The following is a 16,332-nucleotide window of genomic DNA, read 5'->3' on the forward strand; positions in this document are numbered from 1 at the left end:
TGCCTCATAGATTTCCAAAATGGTATTAAAATACAAAGGCATAAATATTTCCTACAATATAGAAGGGCAAGGCAAACCCATAGTATTACTGCACGGATTTTTAGAAAGTAAAACCATGTGGCAGTACACTTCACAAGTCCTCAAAACTAAACACCAAGTTATCACAATAGACTTACCTGGCCACGGAAAAACAGGGTGTTTAGGCTATATTCACACTATGGAAACTATGGCTGATGCCACATTAGCTGTTTTAGGTCACCACAATATCAAAGAAGCCTCCTTTATAGGCCACTCTATGGGTGGCTATGTATCTCTGGCTGTTTTAGAAAACACCCCCAACCTTGTTTCCTCTCTATGCTTAATGAACTCTACAGCAAGTGAAGATAGCCTAGAACGGAAGATCAATCGAGATAGAGCCATTGAAGCCGTTAAGCAAAACCACAAAGCTTTTATAAGTATGGCAATAGCAAATTTGTTTTCACCGGATAATCGATACAGATTGGAAAACAAAATAAATAATATTAAAAAAGAAGCTTTAAATATGCCCCTACAAGGTATTGTCGCAGCTCTTGAAGGGATGAAAATAAGAAAAGATAGAGTAGATCTTTTTGCTAAATCTTCAATAAACAAATTAATTATTGCTGGTCAAAAAGACCCTGTAATAGACTACAAACTTCTTTTAGAACAAGCAAAATCAACAAATTCTAAATTCATTGAATTCCCTGATGGCCACATGAGTCACATCGAAAATGAGAGCGAATTCCTGCAGTCAATAATGCATTTCATCGAAAATTAATAACGCTTTAACTATTTTAACAATATTTTTCTTAGGTTAGTATTTCCTAACTACTTAACCTATGGAAACTAACAACCCAAAAAAACCAACTGTATCCAGGCTCATTTGTCAGATGTTCGGCCATAAGTATGTTGTATCAAAACGGGTGACCGAGCACGTAAAGGAATACACCTGTAAATGTTGCAAAAAAGAATTAACCACAAATGGCAACGGTACACTTACTGAATTGACACCTCAGTTCAGAGAAATCAATGAAATACTAGAAGAGTTCCACTCCAAAAGAATATTGCGTATAAAAAGCACTACTCTGATTTCCCACTAAAGTTCTTCCAACCTTGTGCTTTCATAGGTATTTTGGTTTCTGCACGAGTCACCAAATAAATACCAGCACTAGCTTCTGTCATATAACCAATGACGGTTAAATTTGGGTTTCCTTTAATTTTAGGATAGTCTTCTTGAGAAACTGAGAATAGTAATTCGTAATCCTCACCACCGTTTAAAGCTACCGTAGTACTATCTATATCGAATTCCTCACAGGTAGAGATCACTTGTTGATCCAAAGGAATTTTATTTTCGTAAAGCTCACAACCTACCCCACTGTTTTTACATAAGTGAAGAATTTCAGATGATAATCCGTCACTAATATCAATCATAGAAGTTGGCTTCACCTCAAGATCTGTTAATAATTGAATAATGTCTTTTCTTGCTTCAGGCTTAAGCTGTCGCTCTATTATATAAGTATAACCTTCAAGATCTGGCTGGCTTTGAGGATTTACTTTAAACACCTCCTTTTCACGTTCCAAAACCTGAAGCCCCATATAAGCACCTCCTAAATCCCCGGTAACAACCAATAAATCATTTGGCTTTGCCCCGCTTCTCTTCACGACTTTATCTTCATCGACTTCACCTATAGCCGTAACCGAAATAAGCAAACCTGTTGTGGAACTTGTGGTATCTCCCCCAACTAAATCTATATTGTAAAAATTACACGCAGTTTTAATTCCTGCATACAACTCTTCAACAGCCTCTAAAGGAAATCTGTTAGAAACGGCAATAGATACGGTAATCTGCTTAGCCTCAGCATTCATTGCATAAACATCAGATAAATTCACCACAACCGATTTATATCCCAAATGTTTTAGTGGCATATAGCTCAAATCGAAATGCACACCTTCAACAAGTAAATCTGTTGTAACAACTATTTGCCTGTCGCCATGATCTAAAATAGCGGCATCATCACCCACTCCTTTTACGGTAGATTTGTGCTTAATTTCAAAACTTTCGGTCAAATGGTTTATCAGCGCAAACTCCCCTAGAGTACTAAGCGGAGTACGCTCTTGGTTTTTATCTTCAATCATAGTGCAAATCTAAGGATTATTCCAATAATAAGACCTTGAAAAACCCCTCTGAAAATCATATCAAAAAATCCTATCAACCTATTTACTAATATAATGTTAGGTTATATGGTAAAACACTACTTAAATTGTATATTTGCAACCTATTTAGAAATAATCACTTAGAATTATGATTAAAGTTTCTGAAACAGCTAAAAATAAAGTCGTTGAGCTGATGAGTCATGACGGCTTTAACCCAGCAACCGACTTCATCCGCGTAGGTGTGAAAAGTGGAGGATGCTCTGGTTTGTCTTATGATTTGAAATTTGACAAACAACAAGCTGAAGACGACAAAGTTTTTGAAGATAACGGCATAAAAATTATAGTAGATAAAAAGAGTTTTTTATATCTAGTTGGTACTACACTTGAATATTCTGGCGGACTTAACGGTACCGGATTTGTATTCAACAACCCTAATGCCAACAGAACATGTGGATGTGGAGAAAGCTTTTCATTGTAAAAGCTTCAAATGACAATTGATTATTAAAAGAAAGATTGACACAATTAGTAATGACTAAGTACACCGAAGACGATTTAAGAGAAGAGTTAAAAACCAAGGAATATGAATACGGATTTTATACTGATATAGAATCTGAAACATTTCCTGTTGGTTTAAATGAAGATATTGTTCGTGCTATTTCAAAGAAAAAAAACGAGCCAGAATGGATGACCGAATGGCGTTTGGAAGCTTTTAAAATATGGCAATCTATGGAAGAGCCTAATTGGGCTAACGTAACTTACAAAAAGCCAGACTTCCAAGCAATCTCTTATTACTCGGCTCCAAATAAAAAACCAAAGTACGATAGCCTTGATGAAGTAGACCCACAATTATTGGAAACCTTCACCAAACTTGGAATTTCTTTGGATGAACAAAAGAAATTAGCTGGTGTGGCAATGGATGTGGTTGTAGACTCTGTTTCTGTAGCAACTACTTTTAAAAAGACATTAGCCGAGAAAGGAATTATTTTCTGTTCAATAAGCGAAGCTATTCAAGAGCACCCTGAATTAGTAAAGAAATACATTGGAACCGTTGTTCCCAAAACCGACAATTTCTACGCAGCCCTTAACAGTGCTGTATTTAGTGATGGTTCTTTCTGCTACATACCTAAAGGGGTTAGATGTCCAATGGAATTATCTACCTACTTCCGTATTAACCAAGCTGGAACGGGTCAGTTTGAGCGCACTTTAGTTGTTGCCGACGAAGGAAGTTATGTTAGCTACCTTGAAGGTTGTACTGCCCCTAGCCGTGACGAAAACCAATTGCACGCCGCTGTAGTAGAATTGATCGCTTTGGACGACGCAGAAATTAAATATTCTACCGTTCAAAACTGGTTCCCTGGAGACAGCGAAGGTAAAGGTGGGGTTTACAACTTTGTTACAAAACGTGGACTTTGCGAAACCAATGCAAAAATCTCTTGGACTCAGGTAGAAACAGGTAGTGCCATTACTTGGAAATACCCTTCATGTGTATTGAAAGGTGATAATTCGGTTGGAGAGTTTTACTCTATCGCTGTTACCAATAACTATCAGCAAGCCGATACTGGAACAAAAATGATCCACTTGGGTAAGAACACTAAGTCTACTATCATCTCTAAAGGTATTTCTGCTGGTAAATCTCAGAACAGTTACCGAGGATTGGTACAGGTAAGTTCTCGTGCAGAAAACGCTCGTAATTTCTCTCAATGTGACAGTTTACTTATGGGTAATGAATGTGGTGCACACACCTTCCCTTATATAGAAGCTAAAAACAAATCGGCTCAAATTGAGCATGAGGCCACAACAAGCAAGATTGGAGAAGACCAGATTTTTTACTGCAACCAACGTGGTATAGATACCGAAAAGGCAATTGCCCTAATCGTAAACGGTTTCAGTAAGGATGTATTGAATAAACTACCAATGGAATTTGCCGTTGAGGCGCAAAAACTCCTTGAAATAAGCCTTGAAGGTTCTGTTGGATAATAAACAAACTACTTATGAGAAAAACGCTTTTACTATTAACAATTATGGCGATAACTTTCGCTTGTAAAAACGACTCAAAAACAAAAGAAACCCCTCTCAACGAAAACGAGAAAACAGAAAAGCAGAACGATGGGCTTACCCTATTGAGAGGTGAGTTTGTTTACTACGAAGATGCTGCTGTTTTACAAACGCACCGTGAAATCTATGGTGTAGTTCAAGACGAAATGATGCAAGAGCTTAACAAAAGGGCTCAGGCATTTAAAATTGAACCAACAGATTTTGTTACAGTAGAAGTAAGAGGAAAAATCACTCCAAAACCAGAAGGAACTGATGGCTGGGAGCACCGAGTGGAAATCAAGGAAATATTAAACGTTAAAGAAACAAGCCCGAATACTCACGAGGCTATCAAATTAGGAAAATAAAGACCATGTTAAAGATTAACAATTTACACGCTAAAGTAGAAGACAAAGGCATTCTTAAGGGAATCAACCTAGAGGTAAAAGCTGGTGAGGTACATGCTATCATGGGACCTAACGGTTCTGGTAAAAGTACATTAGCGTCTGTTATCGCCGGAAAGGAAGAATATGAAGTAAGTGAAGGCGAAATCTTATTGGAGAACGAAAATATCGATGAACTGGCTGCCGAAGAACGCGCTCATAAAGGTGTGTTCCTTTCGTTCCAGTATCCAGTGGAAATCCCTGGCGTATCGGTTACAAACTTTATGAAAACGGCTATCAACGAGACTAGAAAAGCTAAAGGTCTTGAAGAAATGCCTGCCAACGAAATGCTTAAAACTATTCGTGATAAAGCAGAACTATTGGAAATCGACAGAAAGTTCTTGTCACGCTCATTAAACGAAGGTTTCTCTGGTGGTGAAAAGAAACGTAACGAAATCTTCCAAATGGCAATGTTAGAGCCTAAATTGGCAATTCTTGATGAAACCGATTCTGGTCTGGATATCGACGCCCTTCGTATTGTTGCCAATGGAGTTAACAAATTGAAGAGTAAGGATAACGCTGTAATTGTTATTACTCACTACCAACGTCTTTTAGATTATATCGTTCCAGATTATGTACACGTACTTTACAATGGTAAAATTGTAAAATCGGGTACCAAGGAATTAGCTCTTGAATTAGAAGAGAAAGGATACGATTGGATTAAAGAAGAAGCTAATACCCTATAGTTTTCTAATCAAGTACCACTTGATTTATAAGACTAAAATTGATTATAATGGATTTGAAAGATAAATTAGTGTCTTCCTTCCTAGCATTCGAAAACCATGTTGATATTGACAACCCGGTTCACGAAATAAGAAGCGAAGCAATAAAAATATTTGAAGAACAAGGTTTCCCAACTAAAAAACAGGAAGCTTGGAAGTACACATCTCTAAACAATGTGCTTAAGCATAATTACAGTGTGTTCCCTAAGCAGGAAGATGCCTTGGATTATAAGGAAGTAAAGAAGTATTTTATCCATGATATAGACACTTATAATATTGTTTTTATCGACGGAAAGTACTCTTCTCAACTTTCACAAACTACCCACGACGGAATGGATGTTTGCCTAATGTCGGCTGCTTTGTCCAAACCAAAATATCGCTTGATAATTGAAAATTATTTCAATAAAGCTGCAACAAACGATAGCTTATCGGCTTTGAATACAGCTTTCTCTCAAGAAGGGGCTTTTATTCATATCCCTAAGAATAAAATGGTGGAAAAACCTATCCAGATTATCCACTTTTCAACTGGGCATGAAGCGGCATTGATGTTGCAACCAAGAAACCTTATTGTTGTTGATGAGAATTCGTATGTTCAAATAATTGAACGTCACCAGAGCTTAACAAACAATCCGGTATTGACCAACAGTGTTACAGAGGTTTTCACCAACAAACGCGCTATTGTGGATTATTACAAAATCCAGAATGACAATGAAAATGCTTCGTTAATTGATAACACTTTCATCAAGCAAAAACAGGAAAGCCATGCTTCTGTACATACTTTTGCTTTTGGCGGTAAGTTAACTAGAAACAACCTTAATTTCTTCCAGAACGGTGAACGTATCGATTCTACGTTAAAAGGCATTACCATTATTGAAGGTAAACAACACGTAGACCACAACACATTGGTACATCATATAGAACCTAACTGTGAAAGTCACCAAGACTACAAAGGTATTTTCGATGAGAGCGCTACAGGTGTTTTTAACGGTAAGGTAGTTGTTGAAAAAGAAGCACAAAAAACAAACGCTTTCCAAGCTAACAACAACATTTTGGTTAGCGATAAAGCGACGATAAACACCAAGCCACAATTGGAGATTTTTGCAGACGATGTGAAATGTTCTCACGGTTGTACGATTGGTCAGTTGGACGAAAGTGCAATGTTCTACCTACGCTCTAGAGGTATTCCAGAAAAAGAAGCTAAGGCTCTTTTAATGTATGCTTTCGCCAACAACGTTTTGGAAAGTGTTAAGATTCCTGAACTTAAGCTACGTATCAATAAATTAATCGCCAATAAACTTGGTGTTAACCTTGGATTTAACCTATAATTCAAACAAACTGGCTGATTAAGTAATGAAAACTATGTTAAACATCGCAAGCATCAGAAAAGATTTTCCAATTCTCAATCGAGAAGTAAACGGAAAACCTTTAGTGTATTTTGATAATGCGGCCACATCGCAAACCCCGAAAGTGGTTATCGATGCCATTACGCATTACTATACACATTACAATGCTAATATACATCGCGGTGTACATAGTTTGAGTCAAGAAGCTACCGATGCCTATGAACAGGCTAGATTGAAGCTTAAAAACCATTTCAACGCCAAACATGCTCACGAAATCATTTTCACATCTGGCACAACCCACGGAACCAATTTGGTTGCCAATGGGTTTACTCCTTTTTTGAATCAAAATGATGAAATTATAGTTTCGGCATTAGAACATCATAGCAATATCGTTCCTTGGCAAATGCTATGCGAACGCACAGGAGCAAGTCTTAAGGTGATTCCAATGACCGATGCGGGAGAGTTGGATATGGAAGCTTACGATCAGCTACTTTCAGAAAAATCGAAACTGGTATTTGTAAACCATATTTCGAATGCCTTGGGTACCATTAACCCTATAGAAACTATTATTAAGAAAGCACATGCCGTAGGAGCTGCCGTTCTTATTGACGGCGCTCAGGCCTGTCCTCATATAAAGCCGGACGTTCAAGCTTTGGACGTTGATTTTTATGTCGCTTCTGCCCACAAAATGTGCGGACCAACTGGCGTAGGAGTTCTTTACGGGAAAGAAGAGTGGCTTAACAAAATGCCTCCTTACCAAGGTGGAGGTGAAATGATTTCGGAAGTAACTTTCGAAAAAACTACTTATGCTGATTTACCACATAAGTTCGAAGCTGGTACCCCAGATATCTGTGGCGGTATTGCCTTTGGTGTTGCCATTGACTATATGAACAACATTGGCTTTGATGCCATTGCCGAATATGAACATGAACTATTGGAATACGCGACACAGGAGCTTCTAAAAATTGACGGCCTCAAAATCTACGGAACATCAAAACATAAGACTTCAGTTATTTCTTTTAACCTAGAGGGCATTCATCCTTACGATGTAGGTACATTACTGGACAAAATGGGAATCGCTGTCCGCACTGGCCACCATTGTGCACAACCTATAATGGCTTACTACAATATCCCTGGAACAGTTCGCGCTTCATTTGCATTCTATAATACTATGGAAGAAATTGACAACTTGGTAAAAGGTGTGAAAAAAGCACAGATGATGTTGGGTTAATTTCCTTAAAATATTCTTTTTATTAGCACCCTCTTTTTGTTTATATTAATAATACTTCAGTTTTAGTGAATATCATTAATTAATAAATGCATTAAGGTCACAAATTCATAACCATCTAAAAATGAATAGCGACCATTTAAGCTACATATCTCACACCTGACACATTTTTTCTTAATCTCTTGTTAATTATTCATATTTTTAACAGTAATTAATCAAAAACCTAATGCATTATGAAAAAAATGATTCTGGGGATGGCAGCCTTAGCGCTTCTGTTCTCATCGTGTAACAGCGACCAAAATGAAGCAAACTATGAGCAATCTCAAATAGACATGAGCGATTTTTATGTTTACACTGATGCCGACATAGACGAAACTGAAAGAATTACCCAAGGTCTTGGTAAATCTTGTCATTCTATGGTAAACCTTAATAGGCTTTTAAACGAAAACCCAACTTTAGAGCAGAACATGTATAATATAGAATACAATTCGCGCTCATGGATGGCTGGTAAAAAGCCTGATGGAGTAGGTAACGGAAATGGAGGAAATAATGGAGGTGATAACGGTGGAGATAATGGAGGTGGAGACAACCTCGGCCCAATAACCATTCCAGTTTACGTTCATGTCGTTTACAGTAACTCTCAACAAAACATTAGCGAAGCTCAAGTCAATTCACAAATTGCAATACTAAATGATGATTTTAGCGCTAGTAATAATGACCTAAGCCAAGTGCCCACTGAATTCTCTTCGGTTGTTACAGACACTGAAATACAATTCAATTTAGCAGGAATTTACCGTTATTCAAATTCCACGAGCTCTTGGGGAACCAATGATGCCGTAAAAGCAGCTTATCCACCAATAACCCCAGATACTCACTTGAACATATGGGTTTGTAATATTGGAGGTGGAATTTTAGGGTATGCTCAGTTCCCTGGGGGACCATCAGCTACAGACGGTATTGTAGTAGGTCCGCAATTCTTTGGGGATACAGGCTATGTGGCTGCGCCATTTGATGAAGGACGCACTACAACGCATGAAGTTGGGCACTATTTAAACCTTCGTCATATTTGGGGCGATGGTAGATGTAATCAGGATGATTTTGTTAGTGACACACCTACATCAGACCGTCCAAATTATGGCTGTCCTAACTACCCAACGCAGCATTGTCGATCTAATGATATGACCATGAATTACATGGATTATGTAGACGACGCCTGCATGTATATGTTTACTGAAGGACAAAAAACTAGAATGCGCTCAATATTTGCAGATGGTGGACCACGAAACTCGATGCTTAATGTAAATTAGAAAATAAGCACTCCATAAAAACATCAAAAAGACGCTACTTTGGCGTCTTTTTTGTATTTTAAAATACAAAAAACCACAACTATGAAACTTTCTACACTCCTTTTATTTTTCACAATTGTTATTGGCGGTTGTTCATCTACATCTAAAACTGCTATAAAAGAAGTAAAACATCAAAAAAATATTGTGATAGACTATTCTGCAGAAAGCCGAGGATTTTACAATCATATAGAGGTGAAAAATCAGACGATGTATGTTCAAAACGAAAGAAATAGCAAACCTACCACAATAACATGTTCTAATCAGGAATGGGAATCAATTCAAGAAAAGATTAATGCTTTAAATCTAAATGAGCTAATGAATCTTGAGGCTCCATCAGAAGCGAGGTTTTATGATGGTGCTCCAATAGGAAAATTCAAAATAATTGTCGATGGCACTGAATATACTACTCCAGAATTTGACGCAGGTAATCCTAACGAAGAAATTGCACCACTAATTAACCAAGTACTAACACTTTCACAAAAGGTTGATTAGCAGATTTACTATTTGTACTTTTGCATAAAATTGAAGCCGTGACTATACAAGAGATACAAAACGACATTATAGACGAATTTTCCATGTTCGACGACTGGGAAGAGCGTTATCAATATATGATAGATTTAGGAAAATCCCTTCCACTAATTGCACCTCAATACAAAGTTGATGACAACTTGATAAAAGGCTGCCAAAGTAAAGTTTGGGTACACGCCAATATGGAAGATGAAAAAGTGATTTTTACTGCAGATAGCGATGCTATTATCACTAAGGGCATTATTGCAATATTAATTCGCGTATTTTCAAATCAGCATCCTAAAGACATTATTGATGCCGATACAGAATTCATTGACCAAATTGGACTTAAAGAGCATTTATCACCGACCCGTGCTAATGGATTGGTCAGTATGATAAAACAACTTAAAATGTATGCAATTGCATACCAAACTCAATTGAACTAAAATGAGCGATACCACAATAGACACAAAAGAACTGGGCGAAAAAATTGTAAAGGTCCTAAAGACTATTTTCGATCCTGAAATCCCTGTTGACATTTACGAACTAGGACTAATATATGACGTTTTTGTCAATGAAGACCATGAAGTTAAAATCCTTATGACTTTAACAACACCTAACTGTCCAGTTGCAGAAACCCTCCCTTTAGAAGTTGAAGAAAAAGTTAAATCTCTAGATATGGTTAAGGATGCCGAAGTGGAAATTACTTTTGATCCACCTTGGAGCCAAGATCTCATGAGTGAAGAAGCCAAACTAGAACTTGGAATGTTATAATGGCAGACGAAATTATAAATAGAGTGGCCAACAGCAAGTTGGTCACTTTTGATCTTGAAGAATATTACCCTAAAGGGCAACGCATTCTCTTTGATATTAAAGATTGGCTATTCGAGGGGTTTGTACTTAGGGAAAAGGACTTTAGAACTAAGGTTAAAGAGCATGATTGGTCTCAATATCAAGATTGCTATGTAGCAATAACATGCTCAACTGACGCTATCGTACCTGCATGGGCTTTTATGCTTATTAGCCTAAACTTATCTGATTACGCCAAAAACAACGTGTTTGGAACCCTAGAAGACCTAGAAACATCCCTTTATCATGACATTATTGATACTCTCGACATAGAAGAGTTTAAAGACAGGCCCGTTATCATAAAAGGATGCTCAAAAAAGCCTGTTCCTGTAAGCGCTTACATTATGGCCTGTAATAAACTTAAAACTGTTGCTAAATCTATAATGTTTGGAGAAGCCTGTTCATCCGTTCCTCTTTTTAGGCAATAATCCCTTTTTCCCTATATTAAACCTGACCCTTTTTTAGTATATTGGTGTTGTAAAACCCTCACAAACAACGCTAAAACGTATACACATGAAAAATCCATTACTACTATTAGCATTTCTTTTTACTTGCTTTATCTCTAATGCCCAGAATGATGTCCCTCAAGATTCAGTACCGCCTAAACAAGGATGGACAAAAGGTGGAACATTTACATTTCTTTTAAATCAATCGGCTTATAGCAATTGGATAGCAGGTGGAGAAAACAACTTTGCAGGAAACCTTGGCATTAATTATGACTTCAATTATTTGAAAGATGATATTAGCTGGGACAACAAAGTAATCATTGCTTATGGTAGGACAAAAATAAAAGGAGAAGAATCCAGAAAAACTGATGACCGACTTGAAATAAATTCACTATTTGGAAAACAAGCCAAAGGTTACTGGTACTACTCCTTTTTTGTCAATTTCAAAACACAAATGGATGTGGGTAACTATATTGATGAAGACGGAAACATTGACGAGTCTATTGTTTACAGTCACTTCTTTTCTCCTGCTTATCTACAAGCTGGGCCAGGTATGCTTTGGAAAAAAAATGAAAACCTAAAGGTTAACATTGCTCCAGCCACTTCTAAATTCATTTTTGTTCACAGTGAATTTACAGACGCTAACAACCCAGAAAACCAATTAGACAGTGATCGGCAATATTTTGGTGTAGACGCTAACAAAACTTTAAGATATGAGTTGGGGGCTGCTATAAACACCTATTATAAGTTTAAGGTAATGGATAACGTTACAATTGAAAACATCCTAAACTTATACTCTAATTACCTTGAAGACCCTCAAAACGTAGATGTTGACTATACTATGAATTTAGTAATGAAAATCAACAAATACCTAACGACTAACTTGGCCTTCCAGGCTATTTATGATGATAACGCCTATAGAGGCTTTCAGATTCGTGAAGTTTTTGGCTTAGGTGTTAATTTTGGTTTTTAAGCCGATAAACCACTATATAATAAAAACGCCTGTTTCATTAAATGAAACAGGCGTTTTTATTAACACTTAAAACAATAATATTAAGAGCCACACATTAGGCAATCATCCCCTTCAGCTTCTTTGGCTTGTGCAATTAAAGTTTTCATTTCTTCTGCGGTCATTGGCTCTACATCTACAGAAGTTTGCTCCGCAAACTTCTGAGCATTTTGAGCAGCCTTTTCCTTTTGTTGGGTAACTATATTTTGATCTAGAGCAACCTCTGGCTCATGTTTCTTCTTACTATTATCTAAAGTAAATTTAATAGCGTCTACAGCACTCTTAGTACGTAAATAGTACATACCTGTTTTTAAGCCGCTCTTCCAAGCGTAGAAATGCATAGAAGTAAGCTTGGCCATAGTAGCACCTTCCATAAACAGGTTAAGAGATTGAGACTGATCGATAAAATAACCACGTTGACGTGACATATCGATAATATCTTTCATGCTCAACTCCCAAACTGTTTTATAAAGATCTTTGATATCCTGAGGAATAATATCGATGTGCTGGATAGATCCATTAGCTCTCATAATTTCCTGCTTCAATCCTTCACTCCATAACCCTAGTTCCACAAGGTCTTCCAATAAGTGTTTGTTAACTACAATAAACTCACCAGACAATACTCTTCGCGTATAGATGTTTGAAGTATACGGCTCAAAACATTCGTTATTCCCAAGGATTTGAGACGTAGAAGCTGTTGGCATCGGCGCCACTAACAGTGAGTTACGTACACCATACTCCATGACTTGCTTACGCAATTCTTCCCAGTTCCAACGACCACTCAATTCATCATCCTTAATTCCCCAAAGATTATGCTGAAATTCTCCTTTACTCATTGGTGATCCCTCATAAGTTTGGTAAGGCCCTTCTACTTTAGCCATTTCCACACTTGCAGTTACAGCTGCATAGTACAAGGTTTCAAAGATGTCTTGGTTTAACGCTTTTGCTTCGTCACTAGTGAACGGCATACGTAATTTAATAAATGTATCTGCTAGTCCTTGAACACCCAATCCGATAGGACGGTGACGGAAGTTAGAATTCTCTGCTTCCTTAACTGGATAATAGTTTCTGTCAATTACCTTGTTAAGGTTTTTGGTTACACGTTTTGTAACCTTGAACAATTCTTTATGGTCAAAGCTTCCATCCTTAACAAACATTGGCAACGCAATAGATGCCAAATTACAAACCGCAACTTCGTCTGGAGAAGTATATTCCAAAATCTCAGTACAAAGGTTTGAAGAACGGATAGTCCCTAAATTCTTTTGGTTTGATTTACGGTTAGCTGCATCCTTATACAACATATAAGGAGTTCCTGTTTCAATTTGAGATTCTAAAATCTTTTCCCAAAGCTCTCTAGCTTTAATGGTTTTTCTTCCTTTGCCTTCAGCCTCGTATTTAGTGTACAACGCCTCGAATTCCTCACTGTGAATATCGTATAATCCAGGACATTCGTTAGGGCACATCAAGGTCCAATCTGCATTTTCCTCTACACGTTTCATAAATAAATCTGAAATCCACATTGCGTAGAATAAATCACGAGCACGCATTTCTTCTTTTCCGTGGTTTTTCTTCAAATCAAGGAAATCCATGATGTCAGCATGCCAAGGCTCAACATAAATCGCAAAACTTCCTTTACGCTTTCCTCCTCCTTGATCTACATAACGAGCAGTATCGTTAAACACACGTAACATTGGCACTACACCATTACTTGTCCCGTTAGTCCCTGCAATATAACTACCGGTTGCGCGTATATTATGAATAGACAAGCCTATACCTCCGGCAGATTGAGATATTTTAGCTGTTTGTTTTAATGTATCGTAAATCCCATCAATACTATCATCTTTCATGGTCAACAAGAAACATGAAGACATTTGTGGTTTTGGAGTACCTGAATTAAACAATGTAGGTGTCGCATGAGTAAAATACTTTTTTGACATTAACTCATACGTTTCTATTGCAGCTTCCAAATCATCCATATGAATACCAATTGCAACCCTCATTAGCATATGCTGAGGACGTTCTGCAATCATTCCGTTCAATTTTAGCAAGTATGAGCGCTCAAGTGTTTTGAAACCGAAATAATCGTAACCAAAATCACGGTTATATATAATTCTAGAATCAAGTTCCTCCTTATTGGCCATGATTACTTCATAAACATCGTCTGCCAATAAAGGTGCTTTTTTCCCTGTTCTTGGATTAACGTATGTATAAAGATCGGTCATTACTTCACTAAATGTCTTTTTTGTGTTTTTGTGAAGGTTAGACACCGATATCCTTGCCGCCAATCTAGCGTAATCAGGATGAGCAGTAGTCATAGTCGCTGCGGTTTCTGCAGCCAAATTGTCCAATTCACTAGTTGTCACACCATCATATAGTCCTTCAATAACTCGCATGGCCACCTTTACAGGGTCTACCAGTTCATTAAAGCCATAGCATAGTTTTCTGACTCTAGAGGTGATCTTGTCGAACATCACCGGTTCTTTTCTACCGTCTCTTTTAATTACATACATAGTATACAGGTTTTTTTAGTTTTGTCAGGCAATTTCCCTTCAAAAAAAGGGTCGTTCGCCTTGCTAAGTTTCGCCTCACTTTTAAGCTGAGGAAAAACCAGGGATTTATCAATTAATGTTTTCGCTGGTATTACACACCATTTTTTTAATGGTGTGTAATATTAGGGATCGGGTATTAGTCGTTAACGCAGATTTAAATTCCCAAATCTAAAAATCGGCATCAAAGCTAAATTTATCATCTTCTTCTTCCTTATTAAGCACACCTGCCTTTTGATATTCAGACACACGCTTTTCGAAGAAGTTTGTTTTACCTTGTAATGAAATCATATCCATGAAATCAAATGGATTTGTGGAGTTGTAAACCTTTTCACAGTCTAATTCGGTAAGCAATCTATCGGTTACAAACTCCAAATATTGAGTCATTAACTTCGAGTTCATTCCTATCAAGCTTACAGGAAGTGATTCGGTAATAAATTCACGCTCAATATTCAAAGCATCAACAATAATCTCTTTGATTCTTTCTTTCGGCACTTTATTAACCAAGTGATTATTATGTAGATGTACTGCAAAATCACAGTGCATTCCCTCGTCTCTCGAAATTAGTTCATTAGAAAATGTCAACCCAGGCATTAAACCTCTTTTCTTCAACCAAAAAATCGAGCAAAAAGCCCCAGAGAAAAAGATACCTTCAACCGCTGCAAAAGCTATAAGACGTTCTGCAAAACTTGGAGACTCAATCCATTTTAAAGCCCAATCAGCTTTTTTCTTAATAGCTGGGAAATTTTCAATGGCATTAAAAAGAACATCTTTTTCTTTTTCGTCCTTTACATAAGTATCTATCAAAAGTGAATAGGTCTCACTATGAATATTCTCCATCATGATTTGAAACCCATAGAAGAACTTTGCCTCACTATATTGAACTTCGTTTACAAAATTTTCAGCTAAGTTTTCATTCACAATACCATCACTAGCTGCAAAAAAAGCTAAAATATGCTTAATAAAGTAACGTTCGTCATCGGTCAATTTATTACTCCAATCTGTTAGGTCCTGGTGTAAATCAATTTCTTCCGCAGTCCAAAAGCTTGCTTCAGACTTCTTATACCACTCCCAAATATCATGATGTTGTATAGGGAATATTACGAATCTATCTTTATTTTCCTGCAAAATGGGTTCTATAGTTTGAGACATTTTGATGATTTTGTTTGATAATTTATACCTCTTTTAAGTACGACTTGGGATTAACAAAGATTGAAAAATGACACTTAAAAAGAAAACTAAAACAATAAAGATTGTTAAAAAGTTTTTAACAGTAATTGTGAATTAAAAACCAAAAACAAAGACAGAAAAGTGTCACATACGAGCTTTGTTTTCAGCCTATTGAAACACCAAAAAAACCTTAACAGGCTTTACAACAAACCGTTAAAGCAACTTTCAAAAAAACAACAAAAAAAACACTTTTTTACCCCCTAAAAACAGTTGTTAAAAACATAAAAAAAAGGACTGAAAACTCAGCCCTTTTTTTTCACCCAATAATTAACTAAACTAACAAAAAAGCCAGTTGACACCGACTAAATTAGATTGACTAATAACAATTACTAAATAATAAGTCTTATTAGCTCTTTAGTTGATGTAAATATACACCAAATCTTTTTTAACTAAAAAATTACTTTGTATAAATGGACAGCTATACTGTATAATTGGTAATGTTACTTTACTCACACAAAAA

17 protein-coding genes are annotated in these 16,332 nt (G+C 36.8%); 14 read left to right on the forward strand and 3 right to left on the reverse strand.

What is annotated here, in order from left to right:
- The first annotated feature begins 19 nt into the window (after positions 1-19).
- Positions 20-796, forward strand: coding sequence for an alpha/beta fold hydrolase (locus PWU04_RS04910; RefSeq protein WP_274474721.1), 777 nt, complete (start codon positions 20-22; stop codon positions 794-796).
- Positions 797-857: 61 nt separating this feature from the next.
- Positions 858-1,118 carry a hypothetical protein gene (locus PWU04_RS04915; protein WP_274474722.1) on the forward strand — a complete coding sequence of 87 codons (261 nt, stop codon included), beginning with the start codon at positions 858-860 and terminating at the stop codon, positions 1,116-1,118.
- Here PWU04_RS04915 and thiL read toward each other — a convergent pair.
- A complete protein-coding gene (thiL, locus tag PWU04_RS04920; protein ID WP_274474723.1) occupies positions 1,099-2,154 on the reverse strand; it encodes a thiamine-phosphate kinase in 1,056 nt (351 codons plus the stop codon). The genes PWU04_RS04915 and thiL overlap by 20 nt on opposite strands.
- Positions 2,155-2,320: 166 nt before the next feature.
- On the opposite strand from thiL, the gene PWU04_RS04925 reads away from it, so the two are divergent.
- From PWU04_RS04925 to PWU04_RS04980, 12 genes are all read left to right on the forward strand, one after another.
- Positions 2,321-2,650, forward strand: a complete 330-nt coding sequence (locus PWU04_RS04925) for a HesB/IscA family protein (protein ID WP_274474724.1) — start codon at positions 2,321-2,323, stop codon at positions 2,648-2,650.
- 50 nt (positions 2,651-2,700) lie between these two features.
- Positions 2,701-4,149, forward strand: a complete 1,449-nt coding sequence (sufB, locus tag PWU04_RS04930; RefSeq protein WP_274474725.1) for a Fe-S cluster assembly protein SufB — start codon at positions 2,701-2,703, stop codon at positions 4,147-4,149.
- A 14-nt stretch (positions 4,150-4,163) separates the two neighbouring features.
- Positions 4,164-4,571 (forward strand): hypothetical protein, encoded by a 408-nt coding sequence (locus PWU04_RS04935; protein ID WP_274474726.1) that lies wholly within the window; start codon positions 4,164-4,166, stop codon positions 4,569-4,571.
- A gap of 5 nt (positions 4,572-4,576) precedes the next feature.
- On the forward strand, positions 4,577-5,332 hold the full coding sequence (sufC, locus tag PWU04_RS04940; RefSeq protein WP_274474728.1) for a Fe-S cluster assembly ATPase SufC: 756 nt from the start codon (positions 4,577-4,579) through the stop codon (positions 5,330-5,332).
- 47 nt (positions 5,333-5,379) lie between these two features.
- A complete protein-coding gene (gene sufD / locus PWU04_RS04945; protein ID WP_274474729.1) occupies positions 5,380-6,693 on the forward strand; it encodes a Fe-S cluster assembly protein SufD in 1,314 nt (437 codons plus the stop codon).
- A 34-nt stretch (positions 6,694-6,727) separates the two neighbouring features.
- Positions 6,728-7,942, forward strand: coding sequence for an aminotransferase class V-fold PLP-dependent enzyme (locus tag PWU04_RS04950; RefSeq protein ID WP_274475014.1), 1,215 nt, complete (start codon positions 6,728-6,730; stop codon positions 7,940-7,942).
- A 230-nt stretch (positions 7,943-8,172) separates the two neighbouring features.
- Positions 8,173-9,246 (forward strand): zinc metalloprotease, encoded by a 1,074-nt coding sequence (locus PWU04_RS04955; RefSeq protein WP_274474731.1) that lies wholly within the window; start codon positions 8,173-8,175, stop codon positions 9,244-9,246.
- Positions 9,247-9,327: 81 nt separating this feature from the next.
- Positions 9,328-9,777, forward strand: a complete 450-nt coding sequence (locus PWU04_RS04960; RefSeq protein WP_274474732.1) for a hypothetical protein — start codon at positions 9,328-9,330, stop codon at positions 9,775-9,777.
- Between the two features lie 38 nt (positions 9,778-9,815).
- On the forward strand, positions 9,816-10,238 hold the full coding sequence (locus PWU04_RS04965; protein ID WP_274474733.1) for a SufE family protein: 423 nt from the start codon (positions 9,816-9,818) through the stop codon (positions 10,236-10,238).
- A 1-nt stretch (position 10,239) separates the two neighbouring features.
- Positions 10,240-10,566 carry a DUF59 domain-containing protein gene (locus tag PWU04_RS04970; RefSeq protein WP_274474735.1) on the forward strand — a complete coding sequence of 109 codons (327 nt, stop codon included), beginning with the start codon at positions 10,240-10,242 and terminating at the stop codon, positions 10,564-10,566.
- Positions 10,566-11,069 (forward strand): DUF2480 family protein, encoded by a 504-nt coding sequence (locus PWU04_RS04975; protein ID WP_274474737.1) that lies wholly within the window; start codon positions 10,566-10,568, stop codon positions 11,067-11,069. The genes PWU04_RS04970 and PWU04_RS04975 overlap by 1 nt, the downstream gene beginning before the upstream one ends.
- Before the next feature lie 85 nt (positions 11,070-11,154).
- Positions 11,155-12,060: a DUF3078 domain-containing protein gene (locus PWU04_RS04980; RefSeq protein ID WP_274474738.1), complete on the forward strand. Its 906-nt coding sequence runs from the start codon at positions 11,155-11,157 to the stop codon at positions 12,058-12,060.
- Positions 12,061-12,140: 80 nt separating this feature from the next.
- Here the strand turns inward: PWU04_RS04980 and PWU04_RS04985 are convergent, their stop codons facing one another.
- Both PWU04_RS04985 and PWU04_RS04990 read right to left on the reverse strand, forming a co-directional pair.
- Positions 12,141-14,606, reverse strand: a complete 2,466-nt coding sequence (locus tag PWU04_RS04985; RefSeq protein ID WP_274474739.1) for a ribonucleoside-diphosphate reductase subunit alpha — start codon at positions 14,604-14,606, stop codon at positions 12,141-12,143.
- Between the two features lie 207 nt (positions 14,607-14,813).
- Positions 14,814-15,794, reverse strand: a complete 981-nt coding sequence (locus tag PWU04_RS04990; protein ID WP_274474740.1) for a ribonucleotide-diphosphate reductase subunit beta — start codon at positions 15,792-15,794, stop codon at positions 14,814-14,816.
- Positions 15,795-16,332 lie beyond the last annotated feature (538 nt).

Origin of the sequence: Mangrovimonas aestuarii, assembly GCF_028767185.1 — a bacterium.
Lineage (GTDB): Bacteria > Bacteroidota > Bacteroidia > Flavobacteriales > Flavobacteriaceae > Mangrovimonas_B > Mangrovimonas_B aestuarii.

Bases quoted from the DNA above. Each gene is read 5' to 3' on its own strand.
- PWU04_RS04910 (WP_274474721.1), top strand. From the start codon at position 20: ATGGTATTAAAATACAAAGGCATAAATATTTCCTACAATATAGAAGGG.
- PWU04_RS04915 (WP_274474722.1), top strand. From the start codon at position 858: ATGGAAACTAACAACCCAAAAAAACCAACTGTATCCAGGCTCATTTGT.
- thiL (WP_274474723.1), bottom strand. From the start codon at position 2,154: ATGATTGAAGATAAAAACCAAGAGCGTACTCCGCTTAGTACTCTAGGG.
- PWU04_RS04925 (WP_274474724.1), top strand. From the start codon at position 2,321: ATGATTAAAGTTTCTGAAACAGCTAAAAATAAAGTCGTTGAGCTGATG.
- sufB (WP_274474725.1), top strand. From the start codon at position 2,701: ATGACTAAGTACACCGAAGACGATTTAAGAGAAGAGTTAAAAACCAAG.
- PWU04_RS04935 (WP_274474726.1), top strand. From the start codon at position 4,164: ATGAGAAAAACGCTTTTACTATTAACAATTATGGCGATAACTTTCGCT.
- sufC (WP_274474728.1), top strand. From the start codon at position 4,577: ATGTTAAAGATTAACAATTTACACGCTAAAGTAGAAGACAAAGGCATT.
- sufD (WP_274474729.1), top strand. From the start codon at position 5,380: ATGGATTTGAAAGATAAATTAGTGTCTTCCTTCCTAGCATTCGAAAAC.
- PWU04_RS04950 (WP_274475014.1), top strand. From the start codon at position 6,728: ATGTTAAACATCGCAAGCATCAGAAAAGATTTTCCAATTCTCAATCGA.
- PWU04_RS04955 (WP_274474731.1), top strand. From the start codon at position 8,173: ATGAAAAAAATGATTCTGGGGATGGCAGCCTTAGCGCTTCTGTTCTCA.
- PWU04_RS04960 (WP_274474732.1), top strand. From the start codon at position 9,328: ATGAAACTTTCTACACTCCTTTTATTTTTCACAATTGTTATTGGCGGT.
- PWU04_RS04970 (WP_274474735.1), top strand. From the start codon at position 10,240: ATGAGCGATACCACAATAGACACAAAAGAACTGGGCGAAAAAATTGTA.
- PWU04_RS04975 (WP_274474737.1), top strand. From the start codon at position 10,566: ATGGCAGACGAAATTATAAATAGAGTGGCCAACAGCAAGTTGGTCACT.
- PWU04_RS04980 (WP_274474738.1), top strand. From the start codon at position 11,155: ATGAAAAATCCATTACTACTATTAGCATTTCTTTTTACTTGCTTTATC.
- PWU04_RS04985 (WP_274474739.1), bottom strand. From the start codon at position 14,606: ATGTATGTAATTAAAAGAGACGGTAGAAAAGAACCGGTGATGTTCGAC.
- PWU04_RS04990 (WP_274474740.1), bottom strand. From the start codon at position 15,794: ATGTCTCAAACTATAGAACCCATTTTGCAGGAAAATAAAGATAGATTC.